Origin of the sequence: Parabacteroides sp. CAG:2, from assembly GCF_000436315.1 — a bacterium.
In the GTDB taxonomy this organism is placed as follows: Bacteria; Bacteroidota; Bacteroidia; order Bacteroidales; family Tannerellaceae; genus Parabacteroides; species Parabacteroides distasonis.
Window position 1 is genome coordinate 15261 of record NZ_FR885254.1, and the last position, 20606, is coordinate 35866.

The 20606-nt window shown below is 41.7% G+C and carries 11 protein-coding genes; 3 read left to right on the forward strand and 8 right to left on the reverse strand.

Translation table 11 applies throughout. The annotated features are described in order from the left end of the window. Window positions 1–25: 25 nt before the first annotated feature. Complete coding sequence (locus QVP94_RS00705) at window positions 26–3379, reverse strand: TonB-dependent receptor (protein WP_009275592.1); 3354 nt, start codon at window positions 3377–3379, stop codon at window positions 26–28. A gap of 436 nt (window positions 3380–3815) precedes the next feature. Between QVP94_RS00705 and QVP94_RS00710 the strand changes: the two genes are divergently transcribed. Further along, a complete protein-coding gene (locus QVP94_RS00710; protein ID WP_008779970.1) occupies window positions 3816–7106 on the forward strand; it encodes a TonB-dependent receptor in 3291 nt (1096 codons plus the stop codon). 60 nt (window positions 7107–7166) lie between these two features. Here QVP94_RS00710 and QVP94_RS00715 read toward each other — a convergent pair whose 3' ends face one another. Beyond that, window positions 7167–9170, reverse strand: coding sequence for a tetratricopeptide repeat protein (locus QVP94_RS00715; protein WP_022191749.1), 2004 nt, complete (start codon window positions 9168–9170; stop codon window positions 7167–7169). Window positions 9171–9305: 135 nt separating this feature from the next. Here QVP94_RS00715 and QVP94_RS00720 point away from each other — a divergent pair, with 135 nt between their 5' ends. Next, on the forward strand, window positions 9306–10256 hold the full coding sequence (locus tag QVP94_RS00720; RefSeq protein ID WP_022191750.1) for an SPFH domain-containing protein: 951 nt from the start codon (window positions 9306–9308) through the stop codon (window positions 10254–10256). Between the two features lie 28 nt (window positions 10257–10284). Then, window positions 10285–10485, forward strand: a complete 201-nt coding sequence (locus QVP94_RS00725) for a type II toxin-antitoxin system antitoxin (RefSeq protein ID WP_005854106.1) — start codon at window positions 10285–10287, stop codon at window positions 10483–10485. 32 nt (window positions 10486–10517) lie between these two features. On the opposite strand, the gene QVP94_RS00730 is transcribed toward QVP94_RS00725, so the two are convergent. From QVP94_RS00730 to QVP94_RS00755, 6 genes are all read right to left on the reverse strand, one after another. Then, entirely contained in the window at window positions 10518–11561 is a 1044-nt protein-coding gene (locus tag QVP94_RS00730; protein WP_011966813.1) for an HU domain-containing protein, read from the reverse strand. Between the two features lie 188 nt (window positions 11562–11749). Beyond that, a complete protein-coding gene (locus tag QVP94_RS00735; protein WP_005854102.1) occupies window positions 11750–13201 on the reverse strand; it encodes a sulfatase-like hydrolase/transferase in 1452 nt (483 codons plus the stop codon). Window positions 13202–13239: 38 nt separating this feature from the next. Continuing rightward, on the reverse strand, window positions 13240–14799 hold the full coding sequence (locus tag QVP94_RS00740) for a RagB/SusD family nutrient uptake outer membrane protein (RefSeq protein WP_022191751.1): 1560 nt from the start codon (window positions 14797–14799) through the stop codon (window positions 13240–13242). Window positions 14800–14803: 4 nt separating this feature from the next. Continuing rightward, the gene (locus QVP94_RS00745; protein ID WP_022191752.1) at window positions 14804–18190 is read right to left on the reverse strand and encodes a TonB-dependent receptor; all 3387 of its coding nucleotides are present in this window, start codon (window positions 18188–18190) and stop codon (window positions 14804–14806) included. Window positions 18191–18340: 150 nt separating this feature from the next. Next, a complete protein-coding gene (locus QVP94_RS00750) occupies window positions 18341–19420 on the reverse strand; it encodes a FecR family protein (protein ID WP_022191753.1) in 1080 nt (359 codons plus the stop codon). Between the two features lie 468 nt (window positions 19421–19888). Further along, a complete protein-coding gene (locus tag QVP94_RS00755) occupies window positions 19889–20482 on the reverse strand; it encodes an RNA polymerase sigma factor (protein WP_049762389.1) in 594 nt (197 codons plus the stop codon). Window positions 20483–20606: the final 124 nt, after the last annotated feature.

Sequence of the window (20606 nt, forward strand, 5' to 3'; positions counted from 1 at the left end):
AATTTTATCTAATGAAAGATTTTTTTTAGAAGATATACTTGATACCGAATTGCATTTGCCAACGAGACACATCGTTCAAATTATCCTTGAAGGTTTCGTCCAAATCTTTCGCCATCGTATACTTCAACGTATAGTTGTTCGCCGCACTCGGGCCTTGTCCTTTCGGGATCGTCAAGAACTGATATTGCTGATTACCCAAAACGGTTGTTTGTACCACACCCCAGTTACGATTCAACAAATTCAAGAAGTTGGCGATATTGAAACTAAAGCGCAAGGTATGTGAACGACCATTCTTCTGGTAAATCTTTATATCATGAGAAACACTCAAATCCAACTGATTCGCAAACGGAGCGACAGCACCGTTACGTTCGGCATACTCACCTCTATGTTTGCTCAAATAAGGATCTTGCTCGATAAAGGCATTCATCGCTTTCCATGCATCTTCTTGGCTATCGAAATCGCCCGGTAACAAATGATCTTTTACCTCGTCAAAATTCGCGGGGATATACATCAAGTCATTGGAGAACTGAGAATCGCCATTTGCGTCACCATTATAACAATAAGAATAACGGAACGGACGATAACGCTGATAGATCAAACCAAAACTTGTTGCCGCATATTTACTCCAGTTAGCCGTATAAGAAGCGGACAATAACAAACGACCATCAAAAGAACCTGCCGTATAACCTACTTCTTCCGCATTTCCGTCCAAGGCCGCACGGTACTTCCAAGCGGAAGTCGCCACAGACGATGTTCCGTCTGTTACACCTCTAGACTGCCCGAAAGAGTAAGATCCATTCAAATACAATCCCTTCAAGATTCCATCAACAAAGTTTTTCTGCAACTGGAAGGTCGTATAAAGCGAATGTCCTTTGCTGGTATTACGCAGCATCACGACATGATTTGCGGCCTTTTGATTTCCTTCCCTATCGCTATAATAGCCATTATAATATGGACGTGCGTTACCCGCTCCACCGTCATTTACAAATTGCTCGGTCCGATACAATCCGATATTGTCATGATAAATAGCGTTAATGTCTTTTGAATACAGCAACTCTACGGTAGCTACCCAGCCATCACCAAACTTATAATCGGCAGCGATATTACTTTTCCATAAGCTCGGATATTTAAAGTCCGGATCCGTAATCGCTATATCCGAACGGGTAGCGCTACCTTCAGCCGGTTTATAAGTATCCATATTTCCGGTAAAACCTAGCGAAGGTCTGCCATCGCTAATGATATTGTCATTCTTGTCCTTTACCGCCCGGACATTCAAGTCACCAAACAAAACGCCATTGTTGCCGGCTTGATTACTGATCCATACATAAGGTGGAGTACCCGTGAAGAGTCCCGTACCACCACGGATCTGCAAACTTCCATTCTCATCGTCAAACGGTTTGTAGTTAAAACCGAATCGAGGAGAGAACTGAGGTTTGGCGTTCGGATATTTAGAAACATCGATCTTGATGCCATCCCGATAGGTCTCGGCGGCGACTTTATCATTCGACTGCAAATCAGTCATAAAGAACGGAACATCAATACGTAAACCTAACGTCAAGTTCAATTTATCACTTACCGTCCACTTATCTTGGGCATACAAACCTAACTGGAATACATTTATCTCGGCGAATGGAAAATCATCCGTCATCGAATATCTTTGCGCATAGTACTGGTACCCCGTAGAAGAAGAATTCGTAATACCTGTCACATTGGAACCAAATCCAAAATCTTTCGGATTAAACTCACGGATATCAAATCCTTGTACACTTCCGTTATGAGCGGCCATGTATTGTTTTGTAGCCAATACGTTGAACTTAAAATCATCGACAGAGTTAAATACCCAAGAACCCGGATAGTTTTGAGCGAAACCATTCTTAAAGGCGCGATAGTCACTTTGCGTTCCAACCGTAATCTGATGTTTGCCAAAATTCATCAAGAAGTTATCCTGTATCTGCCAGATATCACTGTTCAACTGGTTATTATAGGAGTTTGCCTCGGTTCCGAAAGTCGTATAAGCATTGTTATCACCATCCAAGATATCCACTTGCGGGAAGTAACCACCATCCATATCGCGATAATCACGCAAACGGGAATAACCGATCTTCAAATAATTAGACATACGGTCATTAATGGTCGTATTCAAGTCAGCCATCCAAATATTGAAGTTATTATTCGTCCGGTAGAAAGAAGAAGAGAACGGAATAGCGAACGCATTCGGTCCACGTCCGTTATTCGGCGCACCGGAAGTAGAAGGGTTATTCGTATTAAACGATTTCAAATAATAATATTTTAAGCTCAACACATTATTTGAGTTGATATTCCAGTCTAAACGAGCCGTGATTCGATCCGCTTGAGTATTTGTCTTATTCACGTCGAATTTACCCGGATTATACCCAAGCTCATCACCTAAGAAATCAGATAAACCCTGCAAGACTGTCGCATCCGCCGCAGAATTAGCGGTCGTATAAGAAATCGGTTCCTCCTGACGATCCATCTCACCATTGATGAAGAAGAATAACTTATTCTTAATGATCGGACCGGATAAACTGATACCGTATTGGTGATTAGAGAACTCTGAAACACCAATCGTCTCATCCTTCACACGATATCCCATCATAGACGGACTCTTCGTGTACATATATACAGAAGCATGAAACTCATTCGAACCGGATTTCGTTACGGAGTTAATACCCGCACCCGTGAATCCTCCATTTCGAACATCAAAAGGAGCGATCATCACCTGTACCTGCTCGAGCGCCTCCAAAGAAATCGGTTCCGTACCGGAAGCTCCAAGAGCAGAAGCCAGACCAAACGAGTTATTAAAGGAGGCACCGTCCACCGTTACATTATTAAAACGGTAAGAGACACCGCCAAAATTCTTACCGCTACTCATCGGGGTTAATTTCACGAAATCATCCAAAGAACGGTTAATCGTAGGCAGCTTATCCATCTTCTCACGAGTGATGATTTCCTGCGCACCTGTACGACTTCCTGAAATAATGGGGTTCTTATCCGCAACCACGACTACCTCGTCGAGAGCTTGGGTATCTTCCCGCATTACTACATTCAGTTTCAGATCCTCACCCAAAACCAAGTTTATTCCTGTCCGGCTCTCCGTATTGTATCCAATATAAGAGAACTCTACCACATAAGGGCCTCCGATACGAAGGTTGTTAAAAGAATAAGAACCATTCGGCTGGGTAATCGTGTAGTATTCGGTACCCGTTGGCGTATGCGTAGCCTTGATATTCACTCCGATCATCGCTTCCGATGATGTATCCGTGACTTTACCACTCATACTCGCCGTCGTCACCTGAGCATGTATGGATATTCCCACGCACAACAAAAGTAACGTTAAAAGTAGATAAGTTTTCCTCATACAAGAAGTATTTATATTTAAAATAATTATAACATTTTTGTATATCGCCGCAAAGATAGGGATTAGATATCTCTTTTTGTCACAAACTATATATAATATTCATAGCATTAACATTCCTCACACAGATCTCCAGATTATTATTTTCAACCAACCACATCCATAATCCAACAATATGCAGGAAAAGCGTCTATAATTCTTTTAAATCACCGCCCAACAGGGAATGTTAGTTAAGAATCATCAAATTAAAAATTTCATAAAGAACCCTCTTGTTTTGCCAATACAAGCCATCCATCTCCGAATAAGGACATTACTCAATTCCGCCCCGTCACAGCAACTTCATGAATATGAAACAAGTATTAAATAAGAAACATACAATGATATTAAAAAATAACCCATAACTTTGCGAAAGTTTTTATTACATTAACTATTTTAAATTATGAGCAGACATTTACAGACGCTATTCCTTTTAGCTGTACTGAGTTTCTTGTTTGTCATCCCGACACAAGCGCAGGTAACAACAGCCAGTATGAGTGGAACAGTTATGTTTCAAGATGAACCCGTTATTGGTGCGACCGTTTTGGCGGTTCACGAACCTTCTGGGACAAATTATGGTACGATCACAAACGTTGACGGACGCTTTTCCTTACAAGGTATGCGTACAGGAGGTCCATACAAAGTTACGATCTCTTACGTTGGTTATCAATCTGCCGTTTATTCCGGCATTACCCTGCAATTGGGAGAGAACTACAACTTGAATGTTAAGTTGAAAGAATCTTCCGAGACCTTGGACGAGATCGTAATCACAGCGGCGAAAACGAAGTTCAATACGGAAAAGACGGGTGCGACAACCAATATCTCCTCGTCACAGATCACCTCTTTACCCACCATTAACCGTAGTATCTCCGATATCGCACGCCTTTCTCCTTATGCCTCCGACATGAGTTTTGCCGGTGGCGATGGCCGTTCCACGAACTTTACGGTAGATGGAGCGAACTTTAATAACAACTTCGGCCTTTCGGATAATCTTCCCGGAGGCGGTAACCCGATCTCTATGGACGCTATCGAGGAAGTACAAGTGGTAATCGCCCCGTTCGATGTCCGCCAGACAAACTTCATTGGTGGCGGTATCAACGCTATCACCAAATCCGGTACAAACACATTCAAAGGTTCCGCTTACACTTACTTCCAGAACCAGAATATGCGAGGAAACTCAATCGATGGAGAAGACTTGGGCGCACGTGCTAAGGAATCCAAAACGATTTACGGAGCTACGTTCGGCGGTCCGATCATCAAGAATAAATTATTCTTCTTCGCCAATGTAGAAGTGGAAAAACAACCGCAACAAGTGATCAAATGGAGAGCTCGTACTGAAGGAGAGCAACCGGACGAGAATAACTACATATCTCGCACTACACTCTCCGACATGCAAAAGGTATCCGATTTCTTAAGAGATAAATATGGTTATGATACAGGATCAGCCACGAACTTCCCCGCAGACGAAAAGAATTTGAAATTGCTAGGTCGTATCGACTGGAATATCACGAATGGCCATAAATTGAGCGTACGGTACAACTATACAAAGAATACCGCATGGAACGCTCCTAACGCTAACTCTATGGATGGTGGTTCCGGCTCTCGTCTGTATAATACAAGCCGTGTAGGTTACCAATCCATGTCTTTTGCTAACAGCATGTATTCCCAAGACAATAAAGTGTCTTCCGTATCCGCTGATTTGAACAGTCGCTTCTCTGATAAGATTTCCAATCAGTTACTTTTCACTTATACGGATATCGAGGATATGCGCGGAACCAACTCTTCCCCTTTCCCCTTCATTGATATCTTGGCAGGTAAAGATGCGGAAGGTAACCAAATTATGGAGCCTTATATGAGTGCCGGATATGAATTATTTACTTACAACAACGGCGTGAAGAACAAGATCACAAGTGTTATCGATAACTTCACTTACTTTGCCGGCGACCATAAGATCACAGCTGGTATCAGTTTCGAGCACCAACTTGCTAGCAATGCTTATATGCGCAACGGCACGGGATATTATCGTTACAGCAGCTTAGATGATTTCTTGAACGGTGCCGCTCCTGAAACGTTCGCATGGACATACGGTTACAACGGTGTTTCCGACCCGAAAGCTCAGGTTACTTTTAACCAGATCGGATTCTACGCACAGGATGAGTGGAACATTCGCCCGAACGTGAAGTTAACTTATGGTATACGTTTCGATGATTTAATTTTCGACAATAGCGATCTTCAAAGAAACGACGCAATCTACGATCTTGATTTCGGAGGCAAACATATCGACACCGGCAAATGGCCTAAGTCTAGAATGCAAATATCCCCTCGTGTAGGTTTCGTTTGGGATGTGTTCAAGGATAATTCCTTAAAAGTACGTGGTGGTACAGGTATATTTACCGGACGTTTACCCTTGGTATTCTTTACGAATATGCCGACAAACTCGAATATGGTACAAAATGCCGTAGTATTCGGCACAAAATATGAGAATGGAATTGCGGTAAGTCATGATTCCCGTCTGGATCAATTGGCTGGCGGCATGATTACGAATGTAGATGATGCGATCAAGAAATTCGGCCTTCCTACCACGATAGAGAATCCGGTTGCCGGTTCTAAGATCTCTGGCGTAAAGGACAACTTCAAGATGCCACAAATATGGAAAACCTCCTTGGCTGTAGATTATCAGCTCCCTACTTCCTTCCCATTATCCGTAACCGGCGAGTTCATCTATAACAAGAACATCAATGCCGTAACCCTTGAGAATATCAACATCAAGGACCCGTCAAATTGGGAACATTTTAACGGAGCGGATAACCGTTTGATTTATCCATCTGATTATACGTATGTATCCGGTAAGAATGCGGTTGTATTAACTAACACATCCAAAGGACATGGTTATACCGCCAATGTTACGATTAACGCTCAACCCGTAGAGGATTTGAACATGATGTTGGCTTATACGCACACGGAATCCAAAGAAATTTCCGGTCTTCCGGGTAGCGACCCTGTATCTACATGGCAGGGAATGTTAACGATAGACGGACCGAATTTCGCGACCGTACAACGTTCACGGTATGTAGTGCCCGACAAGGTAATCGCAGCGGTCAATTATAATCTGCCCTTCCGCCATAAAGGTCTGCTCAGAAAAACAAGCTTAAATCTGTTCTATTCCGGTTATTCCGCTTCCGGATATAGCTTCGCTTATACAAATGATATGAATGGTGACGGTATCAATAATGATATGATGTATATCCCGAAAGATGATAGTGAAATCAAATTCAAGAATGAAGCAGATAGAACCGCTTTCTGGAACTTCGTAGACCAAGATTCTTATTTAAAGAATCACAAGGGAGAATACGCTGAGGCTTATGCCGCACGTGCACCTTGGGTACATCGTTTCGACCTTCGTATCACGGAAGATTTCTCATTCAAGGCAGGTAAAACCGAACATCATTTCCAATTGAGCCTTGATTTCATGAATATCGGTAATATGATCAACTCGAAATGGGGTGTAATGAAGAACGCATCTTCTTCCAACGGTTGCCGTATCTTGAAATATGAAGGCATGGATGATAACAAGACTCCAATTTTCTCCATGTATAAGATCAATGGTGAATATCCGACTGAGACTTATTCTTATAACCGTATCTATACTGAATGCTGGAAAATGCAGGTTGGTATCCGTTACATCTTTAATTAATCAAGAGATATAACTCCATAAAAAAGGCGGGAAATAAATTTTCTCGCCTTTTCTATTTCATCATATATCCTCTCCCCCTCGCAAGGCATCCGCTATATCTTGATGCCGCTGGGCTAATTCGTCCTCTCCGATCGCCCGGAAACCCTCCGCCAGATATTCGTGGGAAGCCGCATGTTTAGGTTTGATACTTACCGCCTGCTGGAAATCCAGAATAGCTTCATCGTAATATTTGAGCTTCAATAGGCATTTTCCACGGTTATAGCGGGCCTTAAAAGATTTCGGACTTAATTTTACCGCTTTGTTTAAACAAACCTGAGCGTCGTAGTCCTCACCTATATCCAATAAAGTAACCCCTTTGCGTACCCAAGCTTCCACATAATTCGGATTCAAATTCAAGGCTTTATCAAAACAACGAATAGCGGCATTCGCGTCATGGGCCTTCGTTATGCACTCGTTACCCATCAAGTAATATTCATGTGCATACTCTTTCTGGGTCTCACGAAGCGAATGCAATTCTTCCCTCAGAGCCTTAATCTGTGCCTTTTGACTATTCAAGGCTTGCAATTTCAAACGAAGCAGCCGTTGTACCATCGGATTATCCAATTCATTCCGTTTAGATACGGCGGCGGCAAAAGCCTCGACCGCCGCTTTCATATTACCCTGCCGAAAACCCTGAGCCGCCCGACCATATTGCAATTCCGCCTCGCTCTCTTTGATACTTTTCTCTATTAATGCTTGGTTATTGAATATTTGGCTGAATTCTACGATCTCTTTCCGGATAAAGATATCCCGGGAAGAGATCTTGCTTTTTAGCACCAATCCTTCCAATGAAGTACAACGACTCAACGCCACATAGGTTTGTCCCCCGGCAAATACCCCTCCGGTCAAATCAACTACCACCCGGCTAAAAGTCAAGCCTTGACTCTTATGCACCGTGATCGCCCAAGCCAAACGAATCGGCAATTGTTCGAACGTACCGACAATCTCTTCCTCGATCCGTTTCTCTTTCTCGTTATATTTGTATTTATAATTTCGCCATGAGGTAGGTTCGACCAAATGTTCTACACCGCTCTCCAGCAAGACATAAACATTTCCATTCTCATCGATACCCGATACCATACCGATCGTCCCGTTCACCCAACGACGCTCATAATCATTATCGATAAAAATAACCTGCGCCTGTTCCTTGATGGATAAATTCAGCTGGGTAGGTAGTGAGGATTCTGGAAAATCCCCCTCGATCTTTCCCACGGAGACGTACTCTTCTCCGGGAAGCTCGGCCAACTTCTTCTCATTGATAAAATCAACCTGATCCCGGCGAGTGGCCAACGTGATATACATATCCTCATTCTGAGGCTCGAAAGACGGAAAATAACGACCGTTCAACGTATCCAACTCCTGTTTTCTAGCGGCATTATTACGAATCCGATCCAATATATTGATAAAAACAGAATCGGTCTGGCGATACACTTTTTGCAACTCGATCGGCACTAAATTAATGTCCTTGAACACACGAGCCGAGAAAAAGAAAGGGCTCGCATAGAACAAACTCAATATCTCTTTTTGATCCGACGGAACAACCGGTTCCAACTGGAAGACATCTCCCACGAACAATAGCTGCTTTCCGCCAAAAGGCAATCGCATATTACCGGAATAGACCCTCAAGATACGATCTACACAATCAATAATATCCGCCCTCACCATCGATATCTCGTCAATGATGATCAAATCGACCTCCGCGATAATTTTCCGTTTCTCCTTCGGATACTTAAAAAACTCAAAGATACGACCATGAGACAAACTTAAATCCGGATCATCCGGCAACATCGGCCGAAAAGGGAGCTTGAAAAAGGAATGCAAGGTAACGCCGCCCGCATTTATGGCCGCTATTCCGGTAGGAGCCAGCACCACATACTTTTTCTTCGTATGATTGCAAATATACTTCAAAAAAGTAGACTTGCCGGTCCCTGCTTTCCCTGTCAGGAAAACAGACTGGCGAGTGTGGGTGATCAGTTGCAAGGCATCCTGAAACTCCTTATTGTTCGTGTCTAACTGAAAGTCCAAGTATATAATTTTTAGATGAGACAAAGCTATGAAAATATTTACAGATCACTCTAATAATATCCCTCAAAATATTTGGCAGTCTCCATAAAAATCACTTATTTTGTGATATCAAATTAATATCAAAAACAAATCATCATGAAAGCAACCGAAAAGACATTCAACGGACTGAGAATCTCGGGGTTTATTGCTCTTTTTCTCCTATTGGCTCTATCGGGTCTCCGCTGCTATTTAATCGCAGGCACCAACGGGACTTGGAGCGTAATCACCGGCATCGTCGGACTCTGCCTGTTAGTGGTTTGTTTATTGGGATTCATGGAAATCGAGCCCAACAATGCCCGAGTAATGCTCTTTTTCGGAAAATATAAAGGGACAATTACTGATAACGGATTTTTCTGGGTCAATCCACTTTACAGCAAAAAGAAAATCACGTTACGTGCCCGTAACTTAGATGTCCCTCCTATCAAGGTTAACGATAAGGTCGGTAATCCGGTTATGATCGGGGCCGTGATGGTATGGAAAGTCAAGGATACTTATAGAGCGATGTTCGACATCGATTCTTCGTCCATTAGTATCTCTTCGAATAAATCATTCATATCAATGGGAGAATCCTCTGAATTATCCCAACGAATGCAGAATTATGAGAATTTCGTGCAGATACAAAGTGATGCCGCCATCCGTAAGATCGCTGGCATGTATGCCTATGATTATAACGAGAGCAAAGATCCCGTGACCTTACGGTCCGATGACGGGGAGGTCGCTCAAAAGCTGGAGGAGGAATTAAACAGCCGTCTGGCGATAGCAGGTATTGAGGTATTGGAAGCCCGTATCAATTACTTAGCGTATGCTTCCGAGATCGCCGGAGTCATGTTACGCCGCCAGCAAGCGGAAGCAATTATCGCCGCCAGAGAACGGATCGTGGAAGGAGCGGTTAGCATGGTTCAACTCGCCTTGAACAAACTGGATAAAGACAATATTGTGGAACTGGATGAGGAACGAAAGGCCGCAATGGTCAGTAATCTGTTGGTTGTCCTTTGTGCTGACGAGGCAGCGCAACCTGTCGTAAATACCGGGACTCTACATCATTAATGTAAGAATTTAATATTAATACTAGTATATGGCCAAAAAAGATAATACTGTCAAAAGCTTCATCCTGCGGGTGGACGCTGATATGATGGAAGCTATCGAAGCTTGGGCTGCGGACGAATTTCGCAGCACCAATGGCCAAATCCAGTACATTCTGGACCAAGCCTTACGAAAGGCAGGACGGTTGAAGAAGAAAAGACTGCCCCGGCCACAAAACGACGACAAGTCATAAAAAAAGCCTGATCGAAAGATCAGGCTTTTTTATTAACGGCTAATGAACAGCCAAGCATCTTTATACTTTTCTATTTTTCGAAGTGTCGCCATGTAGCTCTCGGCATCCGCCCGGTTATTAAACTTATCCGCATAAATACGATATTTACCATCACGAACCACCTTGCTTACATTTTTACATTGCGCACGGTCTACACCGGATATATACTCATTCGCCTGCTCCTCTGTCGGGAAACTCGCTATCACGATATGATACATCTTCTTTGGTGCCACGGATTTCACTTTCGGAGCGGGAGCAACAAGCTCTTTCTTTACCTCAGGAGCAGAAGCCGCTTTGGCAATCTCTGTCTCCTTAGTCGCTTCTATTTTGGGAGTTACCTCCGCTACCATCTCGTCCTCTTGGGATACTTGAATTTCCTCCAGCTGAGAAATCGGTTCCTCAAACCTATAATTTATCATCTCCGTAGGAACAAAACTAGCTGTATAAGCGGACAGGTTTACTTCTTTCACCGGAGTCGAAACCACAAAGAATAATGCGACAGCAGCAGCTGACGCCGCAACAACCCGGATCAACTTACGACTAACCGGGATATAGAACACATCTTTCTTTTTCTTACCCGTAAGTAAGGCAACCTCTTCCCGCTCTTCCTCCAACGATCGCAAAACCGGAAAATGAAACGATGATAAACCATACGAATCCGCATTAAATACCCCAGAATCGCCCGGCGTAAAAATGGTCTGCCCTTCCTCTCCTATAGAGAAAGTCCCGATTCGCCCCAATGTTATCCGCTTGTCTTGTTCCAAAGAAACATTCAAAGCCTCGATATCCTCTTCCAGCATCAATTGAGCTTTCCGGTAATCAACGCCATACGTCTGCATATACGACTCGGAAAGCAAGCCGTCTGTATGCTGTAGCGTTACATTGAACATAACCTCTTTACGCATCGGCCGAAACGAATGTTCCTCTTCCTCATACGTCGCCGGCAAGATTTGCAGCACGAAACCACCAAACTTCGGCAAGATCACACAATCATGCGTCAGCAATAAGCGTTCAATATGTGTTATTATCCTTAACATAGAGACAAAGGTAAATATCTTTATAGAAATAACAAAAAAAGAGCACTTTTTTCCTTTGAAATGACCCGGAAAAACATAGTTATGAAATACTCAAAACATAACTATGTCTCAAGAAAATCATAACTATGAATTTTAAACAAGTTATTAGGACTTATTTTCTCATATCATTTGACACGCAAGCAACTTTGTCATCTTTCATCCACGTCTTCCGCAAACCAATCTCCACCTTCAGCTACAACTTCCTGCTTAAGTTTCAACATCTTTGATTTCAGTCTCGCTACAATTTCAGGATGTTTATCTGCCACATCTATTCGTTCCTCACGATCATCTCTCAAATTATATAACTCAAAATATTTTGGAAACACCTTCTTGGCGAACTCCATATGTTCTTTTGTCAAATACCAAGGCTTCACTTTACCAAGCGCTAATTCATCCAAACTAAAAGCCCATGGTAGAGGCTCATCGTATCCCAGTAGACACCAGTCGCCTTCACGTATCATACAAATAGGATCATGAATATACCGGAAAAAGAACAAAGGGTTTTCTCTTTCCAACGTTTCAGCTTTCCCCAAAAACACCGGAGAAATATCCATACCATCAATAACACGATCTGTAGGAACCGGAGCATCCGCTAAAGACGCTAACGTTGGTAATATATCCGTGAAACAACCGTTAAACTCACTAATCACACCGGTTGGTACATGTTTATTCCATCTAACAATACATGGAACTCGCAATCCTCCCTCATAATTAAAATGTTTCTCTCCCCGAAATGGCAAATTAGAATAATCCCACTGAGAACCATTATCAGAAGCAAATATGACAATCGTATTATCTTCCAGATTCTGTTCTTTTAGATAATTCATTAATTTACCAATCGCTATATCCATATTTTCGATACACCCATAATACTCAGGATTAATAGCATGCCTTTTCTTCAACTCCTCCGGGGCCGCCATTGGAAAATGAGGCTCATTGAACCAAACATTTAAGAAGAAAGGTTCCTGTTTATTCTTGTCTAGCCATTGGAGTGCTTCCGTTACCACAATATCACAGGAATAACCTTCGATCTCACCTTGCGGTTCTCCATTCCGGAAAAAGTTCGTGGGATTATGATGAGACGGGACTGAATTATTCAAGGCATAAAAACTATAATCAAAACCTTGATCATTGGGATAAGGTTGATCCGGACGTCCCGAACTTAAATGCCACTTTCCAAAATGCCCCGTCGCATAATCTGCTTGTTTCAGTACTTCTGCTATAGTAACCTCACTATCTCTCAAATGCATCGGTGAGTTTTGCTCCAGATAATTATAAACCCCTGTACGAGTACAATTCCGACCGGTCATTAGAGCCGCACGAGATGGAGAGCTAACAGCCGCACCACAATAAAAATTCGTAAAGCGAATACCTTGCCGGGCCAATAAGTCCAAATTCGGAGTTTGGGAAGTAGGAAAGCTATCCGACTGCTGCGGAAAATTCTCATTTCGATAACAAGAGACATCATTATATCCCAAATCATCCGCTAATAAAATTATGATATTCGGCTTAGGAACAGCTTCCTCTTTTGCGCCACAACTTACGGTTGACAACATCAATGCGGCACTATTAACCGCAACAAAGATCTCTTTATAATTCATTTTATATAATCTAAATTCTAATAAATATATTCTCTAAATCACCAACCCGGATTTTGCTCTAAATTTGGATTCAAAGAGCGCTCACTATCAGGAATAGGTAATAAATCATAGTATTCCAAATAGCCGTTCGGGAATTTTGTCTCAATCACGCTTCCTTCATGATCCTTTATAATCATCGGATAAAGCTCCTTTCCTATTTTCCAACGCTTCACATCCGACCAATAACGACCTTCCAACGCCAATTCTATTCTTCTTTCATGCCTTAGTTTCTCACGGGCCTCATCCCGAGATAAGGACAAAGGCAATGGGGAAATTTTCACGTCATCTCGTTCCGTACGGATCCGGTTTAATATAACGATCGCCTCCGAAACATTTCCACCAGATTCAATAATCGCTTCCGCTTTCGACAATAGCACATCCGCATATCGCAAGATAATATCGTTGATATAAGACTGGCCGGCGGGAGGTAAATCCGCCTCGTTCTGAATCCGGTACTTACGAGTACTCAAATGTTTCAATCGATTACCCGCATGATTAAAAGCTCCCCCCGGATACAAATAACTAGGGAAACGATGTCCTAAAATATAAGAGCCCGGAAGCACAACCGTGAACGCTAAACGAGGATCACGGTTCTCATAAGGATTTTCCGGATCAATAGGGCTCCCATCCACGGTCTCATAAGCCGCCACCAAATCATCTGTAGGAACATAGCGACTACCACGTGTCCAACTACCGGTTCCCGTTCCGCAGTATTGATCCAGAAAAGTACCCTGTGAATTTTCACCCTCTATATATTGGATATCAAATAGAACCTCCTTATTTCCTTCATTAGCCAGATCGAACAATGTCGCATAACTATGAAACAAGCCATATTTCTTCAGAGCATCAATCTGATCTACACATTCCAAAACCGCCTTATACTTACCTTGATATAAATACGCACGCATTTTCATACCCAAGGCAGCGCCTTTCGTAGCACGTCCTTTCTCCGGAGCATCCGCACCTAAATTAGCGATGGCGACATCATAATCATCCAACGCCTGTTGCCATGTATCTTCTCGACTGGAACGCTTTAGGTTACGAGCCTCCGATGTTGAGATTTCTGAAAGTACGACAGGAACACCCCCATAAGTTTCCGCAAGTACCGAATAAGCCAATCCCCTCAAGAAATGAGCCTCGCCAACATACAACTTTTTCGCCTCCCCCGCTAATTCTATTTTTTCTAAACAAGCCAATAAATAATTAGCCCTAGAGATCATTTCATAACATCTTTTCCAACGAAAAGTAACGACACCGCCATCACTAGAGCTCAAACGTCCGGCTCCCAATTTATTGAAAACCTCGACAGTTCCCCAATTATATGCATTGGGAGTCGCACAATCTGTCATTCCAAACCCAAACAAACCTTGATCTATGACAGCGGTCTCCCTTAGACAAGCATACGTTCCATCTAACAGTAACTTAATATCCGATTCTTTTTCCGGAAAGTTAGCGGCCGTGATTTTATCCTCCGGATACAAATCCAGATAATTCTCCATACAACCACCAAAAGAGATCAATAACAAAAACGACAAACAATATATTATTAAACGTTTCATAGCTTTAGAAATTAAGATTTAAACCCAATGTGAATATTCTCGGTGTCGGATACGGAGAACCTCCCGCATCAAACGTATTTCTTTCCGGATCGTATCCCTCATAGCCTTTTTTCCACATAACCGTAAATAAATTCTGAGCATTAGCGTATACATAAAGCCGTTGCATTTTCAACTTTGACGTAATCCTTTCCGGAAATGCATAACCCAATTGTAAGTTCTTCAATTTCAAGAAGTCAATCCGATGTACCCAAAATGAGGAGTCGTATCGATCCCAAGTAGAGTCATATCGAAGCATAGGGATACTAGAACCTGAATTCTCCGGTGTCCATGCGTCTCTCCAAAAGCCCGCGATTCGCATATACTCATATCCTAAGCGAGTCATTTCATTTTGAGTAAAGACATTCGCCTTTCCTAAACCCTGAAACAAGAGGCTCAGATCAAATCCCTTATAACGCAGCCCTGCAGAAATACCATAAGTGATCTTCGGAATCGTATTTCCTAATACTTGCTTATCTTGATAGTCCAATTTTCCATCATTATTTACATCCTCATACTTCAAATTACCCATGGCAGGCTTATAGCCATTATTATGCATATGCTCTACCGCTTCTTCATCCGATTGGTAAATGCCAATCGCTTTATAACCATACAACGCTTTGTAAGGATATCCCTCACGGATCAAATACAGTTGATCCGGAGAATTACCACCTTGGAACTTTGTTACTTCATTATTTATGTAAGTAAAATTAAATCCTACATTAAATCCCAATCGATCCCTACTGGCTTCCAAATTATCATAATTCGCAACCAATTCAAAACCGTTATTTTTCATCTCCCCAACATTCTCGAAAGGCGCTGTCTTATCACCTAAGATATTGGAGATTGGTAATTGAACAATAATATCGGTAGTCTTTTTATTGAAATAGTCCGCTTCAATGCTTAATTTATTGTTTAAGAAGCCCAGATCCAGACCAATATCTAGAGAAGAAGTTGTTTCCCAAGTAATATCCTCATCAACCAAGGCTGTTACAGCCGCACCCGGAGCCAAGGAACCTCCATAATTATAACTTAAATTATAATTCTGATTGATAACAGTTAAATAAGGCCAATACCCCTCGATCATCTGGTTACCCAATTGTCCCCAAGAAGCTCGCAATTTCATGTTAGAAAAAATATTCACATTCTTAATGAAGCTTTCCTCACTCAACCGCCAACCAGCTGAGAAACCGGGAAAAACACCCCATCGATTACCTCGTTTGAAACGGGAGGAGGCATCCGCACGAAGATTCATCTCGAATAAATATTTATCAGCGAAAGCATAATTTAGACGACCGAAGTAAGAAGCCATACGTAATCCTTGCATATTACCCTTGCCCTGAATGCCATTCGTTCCCGCATCCACTTGGGTTAATCCGTCTTTAGCTGGATCCGTCCTACGTGCATATACGTTCTTAATATTATAATTTTCTAATTGAGCACCCAAGATTCCTGCGACCGAATGTTTTTCCACAAACTTCTTGCTATAGTTCAAGGTCGCATGAAAGTTATTACGCATAGTAGATATTTGCTCTCTACTCATCTCCAAGCCATCCCGGTTATAATTTATAGTCATTGTCTCTATACCGGAATCCGTGTATCCATAAAGGGTCTCATTATATTTATCGACCATTTTCCAATTGCCATTAGAGGCCCAAGTGACTTGCAAATTCAAGTCCTTCGTAAAGTCAACAGTAGCGAACGCATTTAACGACATATAATCCAAAGTCGTTTTGGTAGCGCCATTGGAAGCATCAATTAACGGGTTCCTGTTATCATACAATAAAGTTCCATCCTGCGCAATCGCCTCAACCGAACCAAAACGTCCATCTCTCGTATAAGGAGCGATAAAAGGGGCTGCTCCCGATTGTATAAAGAATACACGCGATAAATCAAACGGTTCTTGAGAATTCCGGCGTATATAATTTAAACGAGCGCCAACTTTCAACCACGAATTAACCTTATATTCCAGATTAGCCCGCATACCGAATCTCTCCGCATCTGTATTCGTAATAATACCCTCTTGCTTCAAATAATTTAAGGACAAAAAAGAAGATAATTTTTCCGAACCACCTCGAATTGATAAATTATGGCCTGTAATTAGAGCATTCCGATAAACGTGTTCGTACCAATCCGTATTCGGGTATTTATAAGGATCCGTGCCATTCTTGAAATCAGAGATCAAGGACTCGGGATATAAAGGACTCTCGCCACCATTAGCCAAGGCTTGGTTTGCCATGGTCATTAACTCCGCACTATTTGTCACCAGATCAAATCTCCGCCCCAACTGTTGTACACCTACATATGAGTTCAATTCCACATGCGTCTTCTCATTATTTTTACCCATCTTCGTCGTTACCAAAACGACTCCATTCGCTGCTTTCGATCCATAGATAGCTGCGCTAGCCGCATCCTTCAACACGGTGATACTCTCAATATCGCTTGGATTGATCTGACTAAAAACGCCTTCTACTCCATCAATAATTACCAACGGATCCGAGTTATTCAGCGTACCCCAACCCCGGATTCTTAACTGAGCGCCATCATCCCCCGGCTTTCCCGAATTTTGACTGATCCATACACCCGACACTTTACCAGAAAGGGCTTGTGAGGCATCCGTTATAGGCCGGTTTGCCAATTCCTCATCAAACTTCACGGAAGAAACAGATCCTGTCAAATTCACTTTCTTCTGAGTACCATAGCCAACAACGACAACCTCATCCAGTTGTTCACTATCCTCTGTCAGTGTAATCGTTAGGCTAGAACGATTATTCAAGGCTATTTCTTCTGTCTTATACCCTATATAAGAAATAGAGACCATCGCATTCGGACTTACCTCATTTAATAAAAAATGTCCGTCCATATCCGTAATCGTACCCGTTCTACTCCCCTTCACCAGTACATTTACACCAATGAGAGGTTCCCCATGAGTATCTTTCACAATACCAGTGACCGTGATTTTTTTAGCTTGCTGAATAGAAAGGGACGAGTTTTCTTTTTTCTCGTTCCTTCGTACGATAATTTGTCGGTTGTTGATAATATATTCAACATCCGTTCCTTTAAATAACCTTTCCAATATAACCTCAACGGACTTATCCCGTACGTCCAAATTTACCCTGCGATGCAAGTTGATATTAGCGCCATGATAAACAAAAACAAACTCACTATTTTTCTCAATGTGGTCAAATACATCCTTTATGGTACAATTATTCATACGGACTGTCAACGTGGTTTGTTCCGTCTGCAAGGTAGCGGCGTACACCGCAGAGCCTCCAGAACTGATCAAGCATAAGGCTAAACAAACACTTTTGAGAAAATGATTCGATTCTCTACAGAAATCATCTTTTTTTTTCATACATTTGTAATGTTTTTTCTTTAATACATAATTAATTGATTAAACGAAGTCTTTGAACCGGTGGATATGACGGTATCTTCCGGTTCTTTTTGTCAATTTTTCTTTTTAACACAAAGTCTTTTCACCAAATAGTTCTTTTACATAGGCAATCTATTTTAATATGATTATATTATTCTCTTTATCCGTCTCTTGTCGCAAGAATAGAGATTGACAAATAATCTCAACAACATCTTCCAAACTTCCTCGCAAATCAAGTTTACCGGAAAGAGGTATTTCCGCGATCTCTTTATCAAACACAATCGTACGCCCATAGTATCGGGCTAATTTATTTAAGACATCCCCAACCTTACGATCGTTCACTTGCATCAGATTATCTTTCCAACAGATATACTCAAACACATCCACTTCCTTAATAGATACCCCTTTATTTCCCAACTCTATCATCTGGTTAGGAGCTAGCACCTCTTTAACATGCTTATCATTCTCTACCTCCACCCGGCCTTCGACTAATACAACGGAAGCCTTCGGCTCATCTCCATAGACGCAAACATTAAATTGGGTACCGAGTACCTTTACATTAAACGCATTTGTCTTTACGATAAAAGGGCGGGAAGAATCTGGGGTAACATCCAAATAGGCTTCTCCCGTAACTAAGATCTCTCGTTTATCTTTAGCAAACACGGCCGGATAAATCACACGGGTATCGGCATTTACATATATCTGGGTACCATCTGAAAATATAATATTTGCCCGCTTGCCCTTCGGTACTATGATTTGATTCAAATTTCCAGTCTTAGTAGCTAATACTTTCTTCTTTATCTGAGAGTCTTTTACACTTGGTTTACCTATATTATCATGCGTAATTGTAGCCCCATTTTTAAGCTGTACCCAGCTTCCATTTTCCACCAGCACAATCTCATCGTCCGGCAAAGAGTCTATGCTCTTTTCTTCCAACAAAGCCAATGGCAAGGAGGATTTATCATCCCCCACCATCCAGAAATAACATCCTATGGCAAGGAGTAACACGACCGCCGCCGCCACAGAAGAAGCTAGATAGCGTATGCGTAAAACAAAGGTTTTACGGGGAGCTTTCAAACGTTCTTCGACCTTCTGCCATGAGGATAAAGCGAACTTGGAATCCAATTGTTCCACTTCTCGGATTTTACGCCATAAATCCTCTCCAGCTTGCCGGAATAAATCTTTTTCAAATATGTCTCGTTTCTTATTCACAGGTTACATTTTTATTCTTATTACGGATCAATTTGATGTTGGTACTCACTTTTGCGGAAAAAAAACACAATTTTTCATATTCTTGTGTTTTGAAAAGCACGATCTTCCACACTCGCTATATATCGACACCCGGTATCCTTCCAATATACATAAATCACTAATAATATGATATTTACAGTTTTTCTTAGTATCAAACAAAAGTTTTCCGTACACTAAACCTTAGTTTACCTATAGTAAAACAAAAGTTTCTTCAGTACGAAACTTTTGTTTTCCCTAAGGGAAACAACTCTTAAAGACTCCATTCCCTACTCACAAGCCTAAGTGATAAATTGCTTTCTTGCCATTCACCTTAAAACATGGTAGGTCAAGAGTGATAATTGTAGATATTTTTATATCTACAACCACCATGTAATATACTTATTTATAGGGCATATAAGACATAGTTGTAGATATGGTAGATATTTTCGCTTATGTAAGCATAGGGAATAAAACATAATGGATGCCCCCCATTATTAAAGCGTCCAGGGAAAACCACCTTCTTAACTTACTAAGCGTTCTGGATAATAAATTTTTACTCGATTGATAATTTATACCTAAGATCTCCGCAATCTCATCGTGTCCCAATCCATTTACATAATAAAGATAAATAATCTCTCTCTGGTGGGGGGAAAGTTTTGTCAAAGCCTTCATTAAGAGTTTAACCCGTTCGTCCGCTTCCGTCGTATCCAGTGAGATACGAGAAAATAATTCATCTGTTTGGAAAGTATCCTCATAAAGAGAGATGTCCTCCATCTTCCTGTTTTTCTCGATCGTATCATACAACTTATGCCTTAAAGTCTTGAGTAAGTAACCTTTGACATTTACAGTTGGAGATAAAGTCTCGTGGTTTTGAATCAATTTGATAAAAATATCCTGTACGCAATCTTCCACCAAGCTCTTGTCAGGAAGTAGCTTGATACCATAATTGCGCAATAAGGCGTAAAATCGGCAATACAGCTCACGGAAAGCTCTCATATCTCCCTTCAGACACAGTTCCCAAAGCCCCTCATCGGATATTTTCATATAGATCATGTAGAAATAACTCCCGCAGATTTGACGCAAACATACACAAAACATTCGATTTTCAGATTAGCTAGAAGAGATTTTATAGAAAAACACGTGTATAACGCAAAATACATTATACACG